Origin of the sequence: Paraglaciecola sp. 2405UD69-4, from assembly GCF_047525415.1 — a bacterium.
Classification (GTDB): Bacteria; Pseudomonadota; Gammaproteobacteria; order Enterobacterales; family Alteromonadaceae; genus Paraglaciecola.
Map to the genome: position 1 here is coordinate 1 of NZ_JBLIXM010000006.1, position 16,668 is coordinate 16,668.

At 39.0% G+C, this 16,668-nt stretch carries 16 protein-coding genes; 3 read left to right on the forward strand and 13 right to left on the reverse strand.

Annotated elements, in window-relative coordinates; all coding sequences use genetic code 11:
- The first annotated feature begins 283 nt into the window (after positions 1 to 283).
- Complete coding sequence (locus ACMUMK_RS16450; protein ID WP_414702242.1) at positions 284 to 1,690, forward strand: alanine/glycine:cation symporter family protein; 1,407 nt, start codon at positions 284 to 286, stop codon at positions 1,688 to 1,690.
- Positions 1,691 to 1,709: 19 nt separating this feature from the next.
- Here the strand turns inward: ACMUMK_RS16450 and ACMUMK_RS16455 are convergent, their stop codons facing one another.
- Genes ACMUMK_RS16455 through ACMUMK_RS16470 form a run of 4 tightly spaced genes read right to left on the reverse strand, consistent with a single transcriptional unit; the run spans position 1,710 to position 4,589 of the window.
- Positions 1,710 to 2,108, reverse strand: a complete 399-nt coding sequence (locus ACMUMK_RS16455; RefSeq protein WP_414702243.1) for a YkgJ family cysteine cluster protein — start codon at positions 2,106 to 2,108, stop codon at positions 1,710 to 1,712.
- 41 nt (positions 2,109 to 2,149) lie between these two features.
- Positions 2,150 to 3,160 carry a ribosome biogenesis GTPase YlqF gene (gene ylqF / locus ACMUMK_RS16460; protein ID WP_414702244.1) on the reverse strand — a complete coding sequence of 337 codons (1,011 nt, stop codon included), beginning with the start codon at positions 3,158 to 3,160 and terminating at the stop codon, positions 2,150 to 2,152.
- 29 nt (positions 3,161 to 3,189) lie between these two features.
- Positions 3,190 to 3,366, reverse strand: a complete 177-nt coding sequence (locus ACMUMK_RS16465) for a hypothetical protein (protein WP_414702245.1) — start codon at positions 3,364 to 3,366, stop codon at positions 3,190 to 3,192.
- Between the two features lie 47 nt (positions 3,367 to 3,413).
- Complete coding sequence (locus ACMUMK_RS16470; protein ID WP_414702246.1) at positions 3,414 to 4,589, reverse strand: FAD-dependent monooxygenase; 1,176 nt, start codon at positions 4,587 to 4,589, stop codon at positions 3,414 to 3,416.
- A 187-nt stretch (positions 4,590 to 4,776) separates the two neighbouring features.
- Here ACMUMK_RS16470 and ACMUMK_RS16475 point away from each other — a divergent pair, with 187 nt between their 5' ends.
- The gene (locus ACMUMK_RS16475) at positions 4,777 to 5,760 is read left to right on the forward strand and encodes a 6-phosphofructokinase (RefSeq protein ID WP_414702247.1); all 984 of its coding nucleotides are present in this window, start codon (positions 4,777 to 4,779) and stop codon (positions 5,758 to 5,760) included.
- Here the strand turns inward: ACMUMK_RS16475 and ACMUMK_RS16480 are convergent, their stop codons facing one another.
- The 4 genes from ACMUMK_RS16480 to ACMUMK_RS16495 form a co-directional block, all read right to left on the reverse strand.
- On the reverse strand, positions 5,761 to 6,579 hold the full coding sequence (locus ACMUMK_RS16480; protein ID WP_414702248.1) for a LytR/AlgR family response regulator transcription factor: 819 nt from the start codon (positions 6,577 to 6,579) through the stop codon (positions 5,761 to 5,763).
- A complete protein-coding gene (locus tag ACMUMK_RS16485; protein ID WP_414702249.1) occupies positions 6,569 to 7,672 on the reverse strand; it encodes a sensor histidine kinase in 1,104 nt (367 codons plus the stop codon). The genes ACMUMK_RS16480 and ACMUMK_RS16485 overlap by 11 nt, the downstream gene beginning before the upstream one ends.
- Before the next feature lie 99 nt (positions 7,673 to 7,771).
- Entirely contained in the window at positions 7,772 to 8,233 is a 462-nt protein-coding gene (locus ACMUMK_RS16490; RefSeq protein WP_414702250.1) for a DUF962 domain-containing protein, read from the reverse strand.
- Between the two features lie 93 nt (positions 8,234 to 8,326).
- Positions 8,327 to 9,013 (reverse strand): flagellar brake domain-containing protein, encoded by a 687-nt coding sequence (locus tag ACMUMK_RS16495; protein ID WP_414702251.1) that lies wholly within the window; start codon positions 9,011 to 9,013, stop codon positions 8,327 to 8,329.
- 106 nt (positions 9,014 to 9,119) lie between these two features.
- On the opposite strand from ACMUMK_RS16495, the gene ACMUMK_RS16500 reads away from it, so the two are divergent.
- On the forward strand, positions 9,120 to 10,922 hold the full coding sequence (locus ACMUMK_RS16500) for a M61 family metallopeptidase (protein ID WP_414702252.1): 1,803 nt from the start codon (positions 9,120 to 9,122) through the stop codon (positions 10,920 to 10,922).
- A gap of 72 nt (positions 10,923 to 10,994) precedes the next feature.
- Here the strand turns inward: ACMUMK_RS16500 and ACMUMK_RS16505 are convergent, their stop codons facing one another.
- Genes ACMUMK_RS16505 through ACMUMK_RS16525 form a run of 5 tightly spaced genes read right to left on the reverse strand, consistent with a single transcriptional unit; the run spans position 10,995 to position 16,620 of the window.
- A complete protein-coding gene (locus tag ACMUMK_RS16505) occupies positions 10,995 to 11,720 on the reverse strand; it encodes a DUF6445 family protein (protein ID WP_414702253.1) in 726 nt (241 codons plus the stop codon).
- A gap of 17 nt (positions 11,721 to 11,737) precedes the next feature.
- Positions 11,738 to 13,237 carry a tryptophan halogenase family protein gene (locus ACMUMK_RS16510; RefSeq protein ID WP_414702254.1) on the reverse strand — a complete coding sequence of 500 codons (1,500 nt, stop codon included), beginning with the start codon at positions 13,235 to 13,237 and terminating at the stop codon, positions 11,738 to 11,740.
- 17 nt (positions 13,238 to 13,254) lie between these two features.
- A complete protein-coding gene (locus ACMUMK_RS16515; RefSeq protein WP_414702255.1) occupies positions 13,255 to 14,259 on the reverse strand; it encodes a cupin-like domain-containing protein in 1,005 nt (334 codons plus the stop codon).
- Positions 14,260 to 14,287: 28 nt separating this feature from the next.
- Complete coding sequence (locus ACMUMK_RS16520; protein ID WP_414702256.1) at positions 14,288 to 15,022, reverse strand: SapC family protein; 735 nt, start codon at positions 15,020 to 15,022, stop codon at positions 14,288 to 14,290.
- Between the two features lie 38 nt (positions 15,023 to 15,060).
- On the reverse strand, positions 15,061 to 16,620 hold the full coding sequence (locus tag ACMUMK_RS16525; protein ID WP_414702381.1) for a tryptophan halogenase family protein: 1,560 nt from the start codon (positions 16,618 to 16,620) through the stop codon (positions 15,061 to 15,063).
- Positions 16,621 to 16,668 lie beyond the last annotated feature (48 nt).

The following is a 16,668-nucleotide window of genomic DNA, read 5'->3' on the forward strand; positions in this document are numbered from 1 at the left end:
CAATGAATTGAGGCCGCACTTGAGTTTAGGAATGAAAACACCAAACCAAGTGCATAAAAAAGACCAGGAGCAAAAGCTACTGGCCTTCAATTAAAACCGTCAACGTATTTTAGGACGGGACATTTTTATCTATTTTTACAACAAATAACATTTAATTTACCTAATGGCGAATTACTACACTCCCCCTCTTCTTTTTATTACGAGCTTTCTCACTTCACCCTAGACATAAAAGCTATTAAACGGCAGACTTCTCATATAATTATAATAACTTGTGAGTATTATCTTGATTAACGAAATCGTCGCTTTTATTAATAACATCCTCTGGGGTAATGGGCAGATCCTAATTTATATGTTGTTAGCGGCTGGGGTTTGGTTCTCAGTACGGTTGGGATTTATTCAAATCCGTCACTTTGGTCACATGTTTGCCGTCATGAAAGGCAGTAATAAAAGTGATAAGGCAGGTATCAGCTCCTTTCAAGCTTTGTGTACAAGTTTATCCGCTCGAGTAGGCACAGGAAATTTGGCGGGTGTAGCTGTCGCTATTTCCTTAGGGGGCTCTGGCGCAATATTTTGGATGTGGGTAATAGCCATACTTGGAATGGCCACTGGATTTGCAGAGAGTGTTTTAGGCCAGCTATATAAAGTAAAAGATACAAATGGCGAATTTCGAGGCGGGCCTGCATATTATATTCAGCAAGGTCTAAATAAGCGCTGGCTCGCGGTCATATTTTCATTGTTTTTATTCTTAGGTTACGGCTTTATTTTCAGTGCTGTGCAAGCTAATACCATTACAGATGCACTAAACCATGCATACGATATCCCTACCCTTTATTCAGGCCTAGTAATTATCATCATGGCTGGATTAATAGTTATTGGTGGTTTGCGCGCCATTGCAAGGTTTGCAGAGTGGGTGGTGCCATTTATGGCAGTTTCCTATGTGTTAGTTACCTTAATTATCACTATTTTGAATCTAGATTTAGTCCCCGCTATGTTATGGGACATTATATCTTCTGCATTTGGGCTACAGGAAGCCGGTGCTGGCGCCTTAGGGGCAGCATTTAAACATGGTGTACAAAGAGGGTTATATTCTAACGAAGCGGGCTCAGGCAGCGTACCCCATGCAGCAGCGAGTGCTAGCCCCAATCCTGATCACCCTGTATCACAAGGCTATGTACAAATGCTTGGTGTGTTTATTGATACTATGATCCTATGTACATGCTCTGCCATTGTTATCTTATTAGCAGGCGGTTCCTCTGGTGAAGGCATGGAAGGTATACGTTTGACTCAAAATGCCATGAGCACGCATTTAGGGGCCGGTGGGGGTGATTTTGTTGCGGCAGCTATAAGTTTATTTGCTTTTACATCTGTGGTGGCTAATTACGCCTATGGTGAGAGTAACTTACATATGTTTAAGCTTGATAATAAAATAGGACGTAGCGCCTACACAATTGGGTATTTGCTGATGATACTTTGGGGCTCGATGGCAGCATTGCCTGAGGTATGGGCGGCAGCCGATATGGCGCTGGGCTTAATGACGGTTATCAATATTACCGCAATTGTCTGGATGACACCTACCATAGTATCTATCAGTAAAGACTACTTTAAAAAGCGCGAGTCAGGAGAAGAAATTACCTATAAATCCGGTGATTGCGAAATCCAAGGTAAGTCTGAAAAAGGAATTTGGGACTAAAACAAGACTAAGTGTCGCTCTAGTCAAAACTAGGGCGACTATCTTCTAGTAGTTTATCTAACACTTTTTGCGCTTGATGTGGGTCGGCTACATCCTCAACCTCTAACATTTCACATTCGTCATTAATCATTTGTTTAACAGTCACCGGATAAAACCGGCAGTCTTCTGGTCTGTCATAGTAAATATCGCAGGTGTACATGACTTTCTGGGGTTGCTTCGGATTTTGAGTTTTGCGAAGAAATGGACACAAGCTTAGTTGTTTGCCTGTGTCTGGTGAAAACCAAATAAGCCCATTTTTTACATACTCGGCAATTTCTGGCTGAAACAAATTCCACATTTCTAAGTCGTCATCAGACGCAGACAGATCACCATCACTATATTTAATACAACACTTACCGCAGGAGTTACACTCTTGCACAGACCACTCCTATAAAGACCCTATATTGTTACAAACTATTGTTATTTTCTGCGGTTTTGCTTTTTCATTCGAGCAGACTGAGCAGCTCTGTCATTTTCTCGTTTTTCTTTACGATCTTTCTTATCAGGTGTGAGTGAGCCCGTTTTAAAACGCTCCTTGCGTTTTTCTTTGTCAGCTATTTTTTTAGCTTCTACTTCAGCCATTTGTTGCACTTCTTCGGTGATCATTTGTGGCGTTTCGAGGCTTATTCTGCCTATTTGTCCCGATCTCAATTCATTGATAAGTACTTCACAGATTTTATGGAAATTCACCCTAGCACCTTTTCGCAAGGCCCCTCTACTCGCAGCAGCCATCTCAAGAAATTCTATTTCCGTGTCTGGAATTTCTTCTAGTTTATAGCGCTCTTTAAGAAGCTCAGGGTAAGCTTTTATCAGATAATCAGCTGCAAAAAAGCCTACATCATCATATTCCATAGCTGTGTCTTTAATGGCACCAGTAGACGCTAAGCGGTAACCACTATTTGGATTTTCTAATTTAGGCCACAAAATTCCTGGGGTATCAAACAAAGTAATACCGTTTCCTAGGTTAATCCTTTGCTGGTTTTTAGTAACGGCCGCTTCATTGCCAGTTTTAGCAATGACTCTATCAGCTAAAATATTGATTAAAGTTGATTTACCAACATTTGGAATGCCCACTATCATAGTATTAATGGTTTTTATGCTGGCATCTTTTTCTGGCAACATTTTACGGCATAGCTCAATAATCTGTTTCATTTTCGCTGGCTCATCTGTCGTAGATGCAAAGGTTTTTACTGCCCTTTCTTTTTCTAGATGAACTTGCCAATCTGCTGTTACAGCTGGATCTGCCAAATCCGTTTTGCTGAGCACTTTAATACAGGGCTTATCCCCTCTTAACTCAGCAATCATTGGATTTTCGCTAGAATAAGGAATGCGTGCATCTAGCACCTCAATCAATACGTCTACTTGAGGTAAAACTTCTTTTATTTCTTTTTGGGCTTTATGCATATGCCCCGGATACCAATGAACTGCCATCAAATGTGCCTTTATAAAAATTTTTCTATTTAATTTGCGTAAAACATAATTAATTGAATTACGCCTAATACCACCAATAGGGGCAAGATCCAGCGGCCCCATTTTCCCATTGTTTCGTTACTCATGGTAAATCCAGAGCGCTCAATCAACGGAATAATTACCAATAAGGCAATAAATAAACACCCTAAAATGATTAAAACCGTCATAGCTCTCCCGCACAGTTATAAGTAGTGTCGATAGTCATAGAGTTTGCCTAATTTAGTCCCACTGCATACTTCATCGCTTGTTTTTTTAGTGGGCCCGAAGAGTTGGCTAGCTTTAAGCCTAAATTACGTAAAAATTTTAATGGTAAATGACTATTACTAAAGGTTGCATACAAAGCATCCATTGCACTCATCATCATGAGATTATCTTTGCGCCGCAATGTTTCATAGTCTTTAAGCCAAGTTGACGTATTCAAAAACAATTCATCTGATGTCATCTGAGTTAATTGTTTTTGTATTATCTCTAACAATACAGCGACATCTTTAAACCCTAAATTCACTCCCTGTCCAGCCAAAGGGTTTATTGTATGAGCCGCATCACCAATTAATACAGTATTACCTTTGTAGTAGTGATTAGCATGCATACGAGTTAGGCTAAAATTGGCCACTCCTAATATCTCAAAATCAACTAGGTCACTAGGAAAGTGTTCTTGTATTTGTTGCTTCAACTTAGCTTTCGATAAGCTCTTTAGAAAGGCAATTTGGTCTACACTTTGATACCAAACCAAGGACCCGTAGCCGTCAAATAAAGGTAGGTAAGCCATCGGACCATGGGGTGTAAACTGTTGCCATGTAATATCTTGTTGTGGCTCATTGGTCTTTATTTTTATGCCTAATGCTTGTTGAGTGTATTGCCAGCCTTGTACACCAATATTGGCTGCATCTCTGACTTTTGATTGCGCCCCATCTGCACCCACCAGCAATTTTGCCTCTAAACATTGTCCACCTGAAAGCTGAACTTTTGATATTGCACTAGACTGCTCAACACTTGCTTCTTGATTCGTAAATAGCTCAATATTGCTAAAATTACACATGGTTTGGTGCAAACCTAGTTGTACAATACGGTTCTCAATAATATGTCCTAAATAAGGCTGTCCTAAATCGGCGCTATTAAAATCAGTACGACATCTAGGACTATCCCAAACAGATAACCTAGCATAAGGGCACAAGCGCATGGCTTCGATATTAGTCCAAGCCCCTAAATCACTCATGAGTTTCCCAGAGGTGAGACTAATTGCTGAAACTCGCATATCAGGCTGTTGTGATGGGTTAAAAGCTTGAGGCATATTGGGTTCGATTACAGCAACCTTCAGACCTAACTGGCCCAAACCAATAGCGAGAGCAGAACCCACCATTCCGCCGCCTACAACACATATATCAAACAAAGCTTTATCCTTATTTATCATCAAAGTAATTTTAACAAACTTCGACCCTAGTTAATATTGATAGTGCTTAAACAAGATTAATTTAATGGTTATTGATGTAGCTTAGTTTTTGCGTGGTTCCCACTTGTAGATAGAAAAATTACATTCTAACCTTGCCTATACAAATCATTTTGTATGGACGCCTTAAATGAAAAAACTTGCGATACTAACCTCTGGCGGTGACGCACCGGGTATGAATGCCTGTATCCGTTCAATAGTATTAACTGCTGAACATTACCAGCTACAGATACTAGGGTATAAGCATGGATATAATGGCCTTGTTGAACAAGACTACAGACTTTTGGATGCAGAAGATGTGGTTAATATTATCCAAAGAGGTGGAACAATCCTTAAAAGTGGCCGTTGCTTGGAGTTTCACACAGAAACAACCGCTAGAGTTGCCGCAAACAACCTAAACGAACTTCAAATAGATGCCTTATTAGTTATAGGTGGCAATGGCTCATTCAAAGGTGCCCACCACTTATCTAAATTTTACAAAGGTCAAATACTAGGATTACCAGGCACTATAGATAACGACATCGGAGGTACAGATGCCACTATTGGCTATTACACAGCCATAGAAACAGCATTAGAGTCTATCGATAAAGTTCGTGATACTGCTGACGCATTTGAAAGAATATTTTTAGTAGAGGTCATGGGGCGACACGCTGGGTTTATTGCATTAAATGCAGCAATTGCCTCTGCAGCTGACAGAGTCTTACTACCAGAACTATGCGACAACATTCAAGACGAGATAGACAAAACCATCGCGCACTTACACCAGGTGTATAAGAAACGCGGGGTCTCTAGTTATATTATCGTCGCCTCAGAAAACTTAATAGCAGGGGGCGCTGTAACCTTAGCGAAGATGATCACAGAGCAAACTCAAATAGAATGCCGCCCAGTAATATTAGGGCATGTACAAAGAGGGGGCTCTCCTGTTAGCCAAGATAGAGTGCTTGCGACCAAGCTTGGCGCTTATGCAGTTGAGCAAGCTCTAAATGGAGAGACTGGCATTATGATTGGTGAGCAAAATAACCAAGCTATTAAGCATAAGCTTGCTGTTAGTTGGCAAGAGAAAAAGCCTGTTGATGATTATTTACTTAAAATCCAGCAACAACTGTTTAAATAATTAAAACTTGATCATCTCTTTGACTGAATCTCTGTGACTACGGCTCACCTTTAATTCATCACCAGAATTTAGAATAAGATGGTATTCACCGCTTATATGGCTCACGAGCTTTTCGACAAAGGTTATATTCACAATCGCTGAGCGGTGCACTCTAACGAATTTTTTCGGATCTAACTCATTTTGCAACTCTTTCATTGTCCGTCGCATAATATGAGTTTTATCACCTGTGTGTACACACATGTAATCACCCGCTGCATCTATCCATTGTATCTCTGAAATAGGTACCCTAGTTACCTCTGATCCATCTTTAATGGCTAATACCTCAGGGTAAGGAGTAGTAGCTATGCTTTCGCCATTTGCTAATCGCTTTAAAATAACTTCACAATCATCACCAGTGAAGTCAGCAACCAATTGAGCTAATTTTTGGTTATTGCCTCCCAACTGCTGTTGCTCTAGCGTCATAACTACTTTATCTATTGTCTCTTCAAGGCGTTTTTCATCTACTGGCTTTAACATATAATCCAGCGCATGTACCTCAAAAGCTTTGATTGCATATGAATCAAAAGCAGTGACAAACACTATTAGTGGAATGGTTTCCATCAATTCTTGTAACTTGTGGATCACTTGAAAGCCGTTTAAGCCTGGCATTTGAATGTCTAAAAATACAAGGTCTGGTAGCATCTGAGGGATCAAATCAACAGCCTCAAGGCCATTTTTACATTCGCCTAGCACATTAATATTTTCAAACTCACCAAGACGCATTGATAACCCTTTTCGAGCTAAAGGCTCGTCATCAATTATCATTGTATTAATTTTCATCTAAAGGACCATCCGACTTTTCATTTAACTCATAGGGGATACGAATATTAACTTTAACACCGGTGGGATAGTTATGTGAAATGGCAAAAGCATAATTGTCGGCGTATAACGCCTGCAGACGCTCCTGAATATTTTGTAAACCTACTCCACCACCCTCACTCGGGGGTAAATTCCCATCTTTAATTTCTGCACCAGGACCATTATCACTCACATTTAACATAAGATCTCGCCCAAAACTCTTAGCTGAAATACAAATCTGTCCTCCATCTGAAGCTTTAGATATGGCGTACTTGATTGAGTTTTCGATCAAGGGTTGCAAAATAAGACTTGGCACTAAGGCATCTTTAGTTTTTTCGTCAATATCCCAGACAACACTTAGCCTATCTTCAAACCGTACTTTCTCAATCTCTAGGTAGAGCTCTAAAACTTTCACCTCTTGAATCAGTGGAACTTTGCGTATCGGATCTTTATCCAAAGAGTACCTAAGGAAGTCACTTAATCGACTTACCATAGCATCCGCTGTTTTATTATCTTTCATTAAAATTAATGTGGAAATCGCATTTAATGTATTAAATAAAAAGTGTGGATTAAGTTGATACCTAAGCATTTTTATTTGTGCTTGGTGCGCCATAGTGGAGGCTCTTAAAACGTTTTGCTTTTCTTTTAAAAGCATTTGATAGTTTTTAATGCCAAAGTAGCCGCCAGTCCAACAACTCACCATAATCAATGAATTAATGGTATTGGTAAAATACATATACCACTCTTCAGGCCGATAGCCTTTTTTATAAATTTCCCAATAATTCAAGTTTTTAACCAATGCCCATATTAGCGCTGTCAGGTATAAACATACTCCCACCATGGCGACCATTTTAAGCGGGCTAAGGGTTAAGGCCTTTCGATAAATATATCTAAGCGGTATGGTTAACAACCAGCCAGCATAGGCGTTTAGCATGATAATCAGCAACCATATACTGCGCATATCGTGTAGAAATGACCCGATATAATAAATGATTGCAAAGCCCACCCAGCCACTTGTATGCAATGTCCAAAAAAGTCTTTCTCGACTGTCTACTAGCTTTTCCCAATTTGGCACAATCTTTTCCGAAAAATGAAATCACGAACAGTATACAAAAAGAAAGACCAAGTGTTTAAAGCTTGGTCTTAGTATTAGGATGTTTTATCGCAATGGGTATTAATAATTAATATTAAGACGTTTTAACCAGTGACCCCACCACCATGCTGGGCCCACCAATAAAAATTGTAAGTCTTTTATAAAACTCGGCTTTTTACCTTCAATATGGTGCCCAATAAACTGTAAAATCCACATTACAATGAAAAGCACTAAACTAAATTGCCAGACTACAATATCGGCCAACTCTAATAATTGGATCCCTAAAAATGACACTATGGACAATAAGGTCATCGCGGCCCCAATAGGCCCAGACAACTTAAAATAATAATACAAGGTAGGTAACAGTATAATGTGGGCCCAAGTTACACCAAAATAATCTAAAAGTTTGGGTGTAGATAATGACCACAATAACGCTATGGTTACAAAATAAATTGCCGGTACTGCTATTGCGTGTATGCCAATATTAATTCTATTAGTATGACTTTCACCATACTCGTTTAACAAGGATTCAATTTTACGCATGTAAATTCTCGAGAGTTTAACGTAACAACAATTTAACAACTTAGTTAAATACCATCAATTGAAAACTGTAAGGTTTAGCTTTTTATTACTGCGTTATTCCAGTGCTAGCATTAATCCTTTCAATAATTGCTCAACCACCTGCTCTTCTGTTTCAAATTTTATCCCACAATAAAAATTAACCTCGTCGTACTTGAAGTTCATTATCACTCCAACTAAGTCCACTTTTTTATTATCAGCATTGGTAAACTCTAAATTGATGCGCTCTCTTAATCTAAGTTTATTTGAAACAAATTTTTTGTCGACTTTGATACGACACCCATGAACAGAGATATCTATAACAATGACTTCACATATATTTTCTTTGGTCTCAACATCAGTAACTTTGGTTACAATACGGGTTTGAGCTCTTTTTTCAGAACGCAAATCATGACTTTGGATTGCAAGAGGGAAACTAGTAAATATCAAATGACTAGGCTTGGTTAATACCAGTACAACATTTACCTTAAAAGCAATAATTTCTCCCGTTTCGTCTTCAAGTATATAGCGCATAATTAAAGACTTATCTTTAAAAATGGCGTCACCTAAACTCCCCCATTTGGATTCGTCAGGATACCTTACGATTAGTGAACGAGTACCGTCTATACCAACAAATTCTGTTTTTACTCGTTTTGTCGTGCTTGCTGTTGTAACTTGTAAGTCAACCGGTTGGCCAGGGCGCATAGAACGGATCTTTCTTAGGTCTTCATTTGTAATTCCTATTTTTTCCGTCAATATAGCCATTTAATGCTAACTCCTTAAACCATGTGTTTTCGTTCATTTATAAGCATACACCTGTACTTACTAATAAATAAAGTAAATAAAAGCAATAACTTACTCGAGAGACTTCATGCAAACGTCACAATTTTTAATTCACTATCAAGTAAACCTCACTTCAACTACCGGGCACCTATTCAATGTTAGTTTGACGATAGACAAGCCTAACCCTCAAGGGCAAACATTGTCTCTCCCTGCTTGGATCCCAGGTAGTTATATGGTTCGTGATTTTGCAAAGAACATAATATGGCTTAAGGCGCTCGACGATAGCAGAAAAGAACTCACAGTTAAGAAACTTGATAAACAAAGCTGGCTGGTATCACCTAGTGATGGACCTATACACATAGAATATCAAATATACGCCTTTGACCTGTCAGTAAGAGGCGCTTACATAAATGATGAAATAGCATTTCTTAATGGAACTAACGCATTTTTAGCCGTAGCAGGGCAAACACAGCAGCCTATAAAAATAACATTAAAGAAACCAAGCGATACAAAACTAGCCCACTGGAAAGTTGCTACCACACTAACTACATCCCCTAACAATATTCATGAGTTTGGTGAATACTCAGCAAATAATTATGATGAACTTATCGACCATCCAGTATTAATGGGTGAATTTGATACCATTTCCTTTAAAGCTCAAGATGTCGAATTTGAGTTGGTTCTTGCTGGAGGGCACCAAGCTGACACAAAAAGAATAGCTAGCGATCTCACTAAAATATGTGACCATCAACTCAGCTTTTTTGATGGCCCTGCTCCCGTATCACGTTATCTTTTCATTACTCTTTTAACTGATAATGCCTTTGGTGGATTAGAGCATATTAGCTCAACTGCGCTCATGTATAGTAGAAAGGATCTTCCCAGTTTATCAGATAAACACTCCATGACAGATGGCTACCAAGTTTTCTTGAGTCTATGTAGCCATGAGCTTTTCCATACATGGCATATAAAACGAACTAAGCCAATTGAACTATTTAATGCTTCTTTGGACGCAGAAAAATACACAGAGCAACTATGGATTTATGAGGGATTTACTAGTTATTACGACGATTTAAGCCTATTAAAAACCGGCCTTATTACCCAAGAGGCCTACTTAAAAGTTATCGCTCAAAATCTAACAAGATTGCTAAGAAACAAAGGGCGATTTAAACAAAGTATCACTGACTCAAGCTTTGATGCTTGGATAAAATTTTATAAGCAAGATGAAGGCTCGATAAACCATATCGTAAGTTACTATAACAAAGGGGCTATAGTGGCCTTATGTTTAGATTTACTTATTAGAAGGGAAAGCAAATATACCTTGAGCCTAGATAATGTTTTACAAGAATTATGGACTCAATATGGTCAAGTAAACATACCAACAGCCCCTCAATGCGTGCATCAGATCATCGAACACAAATTAGGCCTAAACTTATCTGAGTTTCTTAATTTAGCTTTGTACTCAACACAAGAGTTGCCGACAATCGAATTGTTAAGCCAATTCGGCGTAACAGCTGATCAGTTTTCCAGAAGCAGTCTGCAAGATAAAGGAGGCGAGCGAAATACGACACCTTTTGCCATTGACTTTGGAGCAATGGCAAAACCTCTAGATATTGGTATTCAGTTAACTCAGGTCACAGAGCATAGCGCCGCATATCAAGCTGGCTTGCAGGTTGGAGACGTATTAATTGCCATAGGAAGGTGGCAGATATCAATGGATAACCTAAAAGCCCAATTGAATAATTTAGCGCTTGGTCAATCGGTTACACTAACTATTTTACGAGACAAAAAGCTCAAAGAGCTGGAGTTTATCGCCCAAGTCGCTGCAATTGATACCATTGCCTTGAGTATTGCAGATCAATCCTTGTGCGACCTTTGGTTAGCAAATAACTAAGCTGCTCTATCAGCTCCATGATTACCCTAGTAAAGGATAATGCCTGCAATCAGGTGTTACCCTTTAGAGGGTTTAGCAAAACTCTAAAAATATATTGGCAGTCAACCGGCCTGTTCTTGGGTTAGGATCAATATCAGTATTTGGATTGATTAGGATAGAATGTAGTAAATTTCCAGGATAAAGCACTAATCTATTCTTTTTGTACTCAACCTTATCGTAACACTCAAAATGTTCATTCGATTTAACGAAGTACTCCTGTGGTGGCTCGCCATTATCTCGCACAAACTGTTTAGCGGACTGATAATAATCTTGCTCCCTTTCAGCAGTGATCCTTTCAAACCCAGTGGGTTTATGGCGAAAAAAAGCCGTTGCCCCATAAGGGCCATCATTAAGATAATGAAGCGCTGCAAAATAGAATGGCCGGACAGTATCAAAGTGTGGCATACGCTGCAGTAAACTCAGCTCATGGGGCTGTGTTGATATTAATGAGTAAACATAAAGGCAAGGCTTCATTCTATATGAAGGTGTAACTTTGTATGTCTGTCTTAGTAAACTTTGTAAAGGAGTTAACACATCAACCACATAGGCTTTAGGGAGTTTTACGCGAACACCTGGATACATTGACTGTCCTTGTACCACTTTCGTAAAATCACTGGACTCTAAAGCATTTGATTTAACTCCGGCTAAATCTAGAGCAAAATCATCAATAATAATGATAGGAGTTTGCTCCTCCCCAATATGCTTAATTATTGGGGTAGCATCAGGGTTAACGTGAATTATGGACTCAGGCGCAGGCACAAGATCTAACCTTTAAGTTAAACAACATTCGATTTGCAATGGTGATTGATAAAATCATTATGCATAGGTAATGCAGACACCCTAGCTCTCACTGACTTTCTTATCCCTTCAAGAAAATTCTCTAGCTCTCGGTCATCCATCATATCCACTATGGAATGGTATTGCTCAGCTTGTAACCCCTGCCCTAACATCACTTGTAGCCAAGAACTTTCACCAAATAACTCATCTAACTCTTTGAACACTTTTCCAGTTTGCTTAAATAAATCAATTCGATGTTGCAGTGACTCTGGGATGGGCATAGTGCGACAATAATTCCAAAAATCTGAATCTCGCCTCTCTGTTACATGATAATGTAAAATAATAAAATCTCGGATCCCTGCGGTTTCAAACTCAGTTAGCTTATTAAAATGATCAATATCTGGTTGACGGATCCCTTCCTTAGGAAAGTTCTGTAATAACCTTATAATCCCTCTTTGTATCAAATGAATACTGGTCGACTCTAATGGCTCAATAAAGCCACTTGATAAACCTATGGCAACACAGTTTTTATTCCAATGTTTACGGCGAGTTCCCGTTCTAAACTTAATGACTCTAGGGTCTGTCAGTACTTTACCTTCAACATTATCTAGCAGTAACTGTTTACCTTCTTCGTCAGACATGTAGCGGCTACAAAATACGTGGCCATTTCCTGTACGGCTTTGCAAAGGAATACGCCATTGCCAGCCAGCGCTTCGAGCAATTGAACGGGTGTAAGGAATAGCTGGCTGTACATTCTCAGTTTGTACTGCCACTGCCCGATCACAGGGTAGCCAATGAGACCAATCTTCAAAGCCAGTATGTAAAGCCTCTTCGATTAACAGCCCTTTAAAGCCACTACAATCTATAAATAAATCACCTTCAACTACAGTTTTATCAGCCATGTTTAACGAGGTAATAAAGCCACTATCGGGATCAACATTTACCTTTTCAATCTTACCTTCTTTGCGTGTAACACCATGTTGCTCTGCTATTTTTCTTAAAAACTTTGCATATAACCCTGCATCTAGATGATATGCATGGTTAAATTCTTGGTTAGCAAGTATTGCGAATTTATTTTCTCTGGCGGCTAAATGTTCAGCGCAATAGTCACCTATTTCTTCACTACTGATCCCATTTTGTAGACCCTTTAACCAGAAGTGTTGAAATCCCCCTGCCCAGCAATCTTTTCCAAGATAGCCAAATGAGTGCATATATTTATGATCAACTTGTCGCCAGTTTTCAAAGGAAATACCAAGTTTAAACGTTGCATTAGTAGCAGCCATTAACTCTGCCGGTTTGATACCCAATAAGCGATGAAAAATATGTAATGTAGGAATAGTCGCCTCCCCTACACCAACAGTGCCGATTTCATCAGATTCAATTAAAGTGATATCAATAGTTTTTCCTATTAACTTCCCCATTGCTGCGGCTGTCATCCAACCTGCGGTTCCTCCCCCAGCAATGACAACACGTTTTACTTTGGATAGTTGATTATTCATTTTAAATCCTGGCTTTGTTAGTTTCTAAGCTTATTGATTACACTTTTTCTTATATTAATAGCTGCACTTTCTGTTATCGGGCGATGCAACATTCCTTGGGCTTTTTCAGGAATATGGTCGTGACTGTGATGTTCATTTTCGAAAACGTAATAATCAAATTGATTTTTCCACGCTTCACGTTGCGCTTTAGGAAGGTCTCTAATACTCATTATGGCAAGCTGCAAAGCATCTATTGGCCTTCCACCGATCAGCGGCTCTGGACGCCACCAATGGGTCATTAACACATTAAACGACTGAAATGCCTCAACATGATGCCACCACATGCCTGGTAAAATTAGCGCATCTCCAGGGGATAGATCGGCAACTAGCGCTTCATCTAATGCATCCTTAAATTTAGGGAAAGCTTCAAAATCAGGATTGGAAAAATCTACCATGCTGATTTCCTGACCGCCGGGAGACAGTTCTAATGGGCCCACATATAAATTCTGTAGCTGCTCAGGGGGAAACAATGTAAATCGTCGCTTACCATATAAACAACATGCTAAATTAGCAGGAAAGTCATAATGAGCAGCGATGCGGGATTGATTACCCATCCATATATTCGCCACAGCATTTTGTTTACTTAAATCAACAAAATGTGAATCTCTAAAACCTGGCAATAACTTTTCAACATTGGTTGAACCTATGTAGATAGTAGGTGGCTTTGGGTCTTCGCAATGCTGGAGGATTCGCTCAAAAACCTTACTTATATGGACATTACCCGCTTTAAAATTAAAGCCCTGAACAGATTCATCATAAAAAATCCTGCCTTCAATTTCAGGATTACCAAGACCTGCAGAAACAGGCATTCCGCTGTAGAATCCGCTTAAGAACTCCATAGCCTTACTAACATTGTCTGCTTCAATTTGCGGTAACGGCCAGTGCTTTCCAAAGTTTTTTAGCACAATTGGTTGACCCGAATTCAATAACTCTTCAGTCACCGAATCAGGCGTAACACCCTCAATTACATTAACCGTCTTCATTCTTATCTCAACTTTACTAAGGCGAAACCTAACCTAGTTGCTCATTACGTTTATTTTTCATATCAATAAGGTTACGTATGTTCGACTGAGACGCCATCATCATGTATGCAGCTTCTAAGTATCCATCTTGATGTAACTCTGCAAGGGCATCTTTACCTAAACCTTTCAAGTTATCTTCTTGAATAGTATAAAACCCTATCATATTGTGGTGTGAACCATCATTAAGCTCGATATCTAGCGTAAATGATTCAATTAAATCAAACTTCAATAGGCTTTCTACAAAGCCCTGATTAGCTTCCATTCCATGATGAATGGTTTCTAACACATCAGCCATTTCAACTAAAAATGGGCTACTGGCACCAAACTCAACAAATAAATCTTGGCCTTCACTTTTGCTTATCCTAGGGCTATCAAGATCTATATGAATGACCCGACGCTCTGTGGTTTTTCCATCTTCTATTTGGTCTTGTTTACCTATAAAAAAAGGTTGGCGCTTAATCATTAAGGGAATATAACCAGCATTCCATTTATCACCATCTAAAAATAAATTCTCATTGTCTTGAAATCCCATCATGACAACGGGATAAAAACCGCCAGTATTTGGGTCTTTTTGGAAAAAAATAGGATAATGAGCCTGGATGCTTCTAAATTCTAAAAGAAAGGTTGGTGTATACCAAACGTTGTCCCCATACTGCTCTGCGAAAGAGGTAATAACCTTTAAATCTTTATGTTCGATGTTATTTAGTAATACGGTATTAGTCATAGGGCTTATTTATCTCCAACTGACTGATTAATTATTATTTATATACGGGGTAACCCATACTGGTTAATTTTATTTAGTAATTCTCGATTACTCGGTAAAGCTTTATGCAATCTAGATAAATGTTGTTGATTCTCATCAAATAAACGGCGGCTTTGTGGAATATCTAAAGGCTTTAAAGCATCAACTGTCACTGTAGGTTGAAAGCCCATTCCATATAAAACATATTGAAAGCTAGCATAAGGAAATAACTCTTCTACATGTTGATTGTCATGCTTTGAAGGGCTTTGAAATTGCCAAATGTCTAGCAACTCTTGCAATGAGTCAGGAATAGAGTCTGGATTACGGATATCCCGCCAATAATCTGAGTCGTCTCTATGGCTAAGTACGTAGTGTAACTTCAAAAAGTCGACTATTCGCTGCCAGCGATAACTAAAAGTATTATTAAACCTTTTAGCTAACAAGGCCATGTGCTCTCTATTTTGTGGCAACTGCTCAGCCAACATGCGTGCAGATAACTCAATTAAAACAAGGGCCGATGCCTCTAAAGGCTCAATAAACCCGGCTGAAATCCCAATTGCCACAACATTTTTATGCCAAAACTCTTTTCTATGTCCTGGAGTAAATGAAATTTTTCTAGGTGTAAGTTCGCTAGTAATATTTTTTGGCACACCAGTTTTGCTCAAATACTCTAACAGTGTCTGTTCTGCTACTGAGTCTTCACAGTATGCACTCGAATAAACATAACCCGTTCCTCGTCTAGTAGGAAGACCAATATCCCAAGTCCAACCAGACTTTTGTGCTGTAGAAATAGTACATGATGCAATAGGGCTTGATTCATTCTCATAGGGAACTTGAACAGCCATTGCCGAATCATTCATTAATATGTGCTTTTTAGATTCAAAAGGCACTCCATAGTGCTGACCTAACAACAAAGATGAAAACCCAGTGCAATCAACAAATAAATCCCCTTGGATATCTTGCTGATGATCTAGCTTCAAAGAATACACATAACCATGCTTATCATTATGTATGTCAGTCACTTTACCTTGGACATACTCCACACCTAACTGATTTATACAGTGTAGCTTTAAAAACTCGCCAAACTTACCAGCGTCTAGGTGGTATCCATAATTTAAGTTAAAGGCGTACTCTGGGGTAGATATTTGTTTAGGTGCTAAATTTTTATCAGATAAAATGCCCTGAGAACACACTGCATTAGCAAAGCTAACCTGTTCTCTAACAGGTAACCAATAAGGCGCAATATTAAACTCGGGCAAGCCTACAGGAGAGGTAAAAGGATGATAATAAGCGTCATTTACTCCTGTTTTCCAATTAACAAACTTAGAGCCTTGCTTAAAACTTACATCACATTGCTTGATAAATTCTGTTTCAGATATTCCCATATCCTTTAAAGTACTGCGCATTGAAGGCCAAGTACCCTCGCCTACTCCAACAGTCGCAATATCAGGGGCTTCAACCACACTAACTTGAATGGAAGATGACCCTTTACAGTTGTGTTTAGCTGCTAATAATCCAGCTGTAATCCATCCAGCAGAACCACCACCTACAATCACAATTTTAGTCATTTGTTGCTGCATCAGTTTTCTCACTCATAATACCGAGACAATATACCAAACAATTCGAAT

Excerpts from the sequence above, each read along its gene's own strand:
- ACMUMK_RS16490 (WP_414702250.1), bottom strand. The coding sequence starts at position 8,233 with ATGCGTAAAATTGAATCCTTGTTAAACGAGTATGGTGAAAGTCATACT.
- ACMUMK_RS16465 (WP_414702245.1), bottom strand. The coding sequence starts at position 3,366 with ATGACGGTTTTAATCATTTTAGGGTGTTTATTTATTGCCTTATTGGTA.
- ACMUMK_RS16525 (WP_414702381.1), bottom strand. The coding sequence starts at position 16,620 with ATGCAGCAACAAATGACTAAAATTGTGATTGTAGGTGGTGGTTCTGCT.
- ACMUMK_RS16515 (WP_414702255.1), bottom strand. The coding sequence starts at position 14,259 with ATGAAGACGGTTAATGTAATTGAGGGTGTTACGCCTGATTCGGTGACT.
- ACMUMK_RS16475 (WP_414702247.1), top strand. The coding sequence starts at position 4,777 with ATGAAAAAACTTGCGATACTAACCTCTGGCGGTGACGCACCGGGTATG.
- ACMUMK_RS16495 (WP_414702251.1), bottom strand. The coding sequence starts at position 9,013 with ATGGCTATATTGACGGAAAAAATAGGAATTACAAATGAAGACCTAAGA.
- ACMUMK_RS16480 (WP_414702248.1), bottom strand. The coding sequence starts at position 6,579 with ATGAAAATTAATACAATGATAATTGATGACGAGCCTTTAGCTCGAAAA.
- ACMUMK_RS16510 (WP_414702254.1), bottom strand. The coding sequence starts at position 13,237 with ATGAATAATCAACTATCCAAAGTAAAACGTGTTGTCATTGCTGGGGGA.
- ACMUMK_RS16520 (WP_414702256.1), bottom strand. The coding sequence starts at position 15,022 with ATGACTAATACCGTATTACTAAATAACATCGAACATAAAGATTTAAAG.
- ACMUMK_RS16500 (WP_414702252.1), top strand. The coding sequence starts at position 9,120 with ATGCAAACGTCACAATTTTTAATTCACTATCAAGTAAACCTCACTTCA.
- ylqF (WP_414702244.1), bottom strand. The coding sequence starts at position 3,160 with ATGGCAGTTCATTGGTATCCGGGGCATATGCATAAAGCCCAAAAAGAA.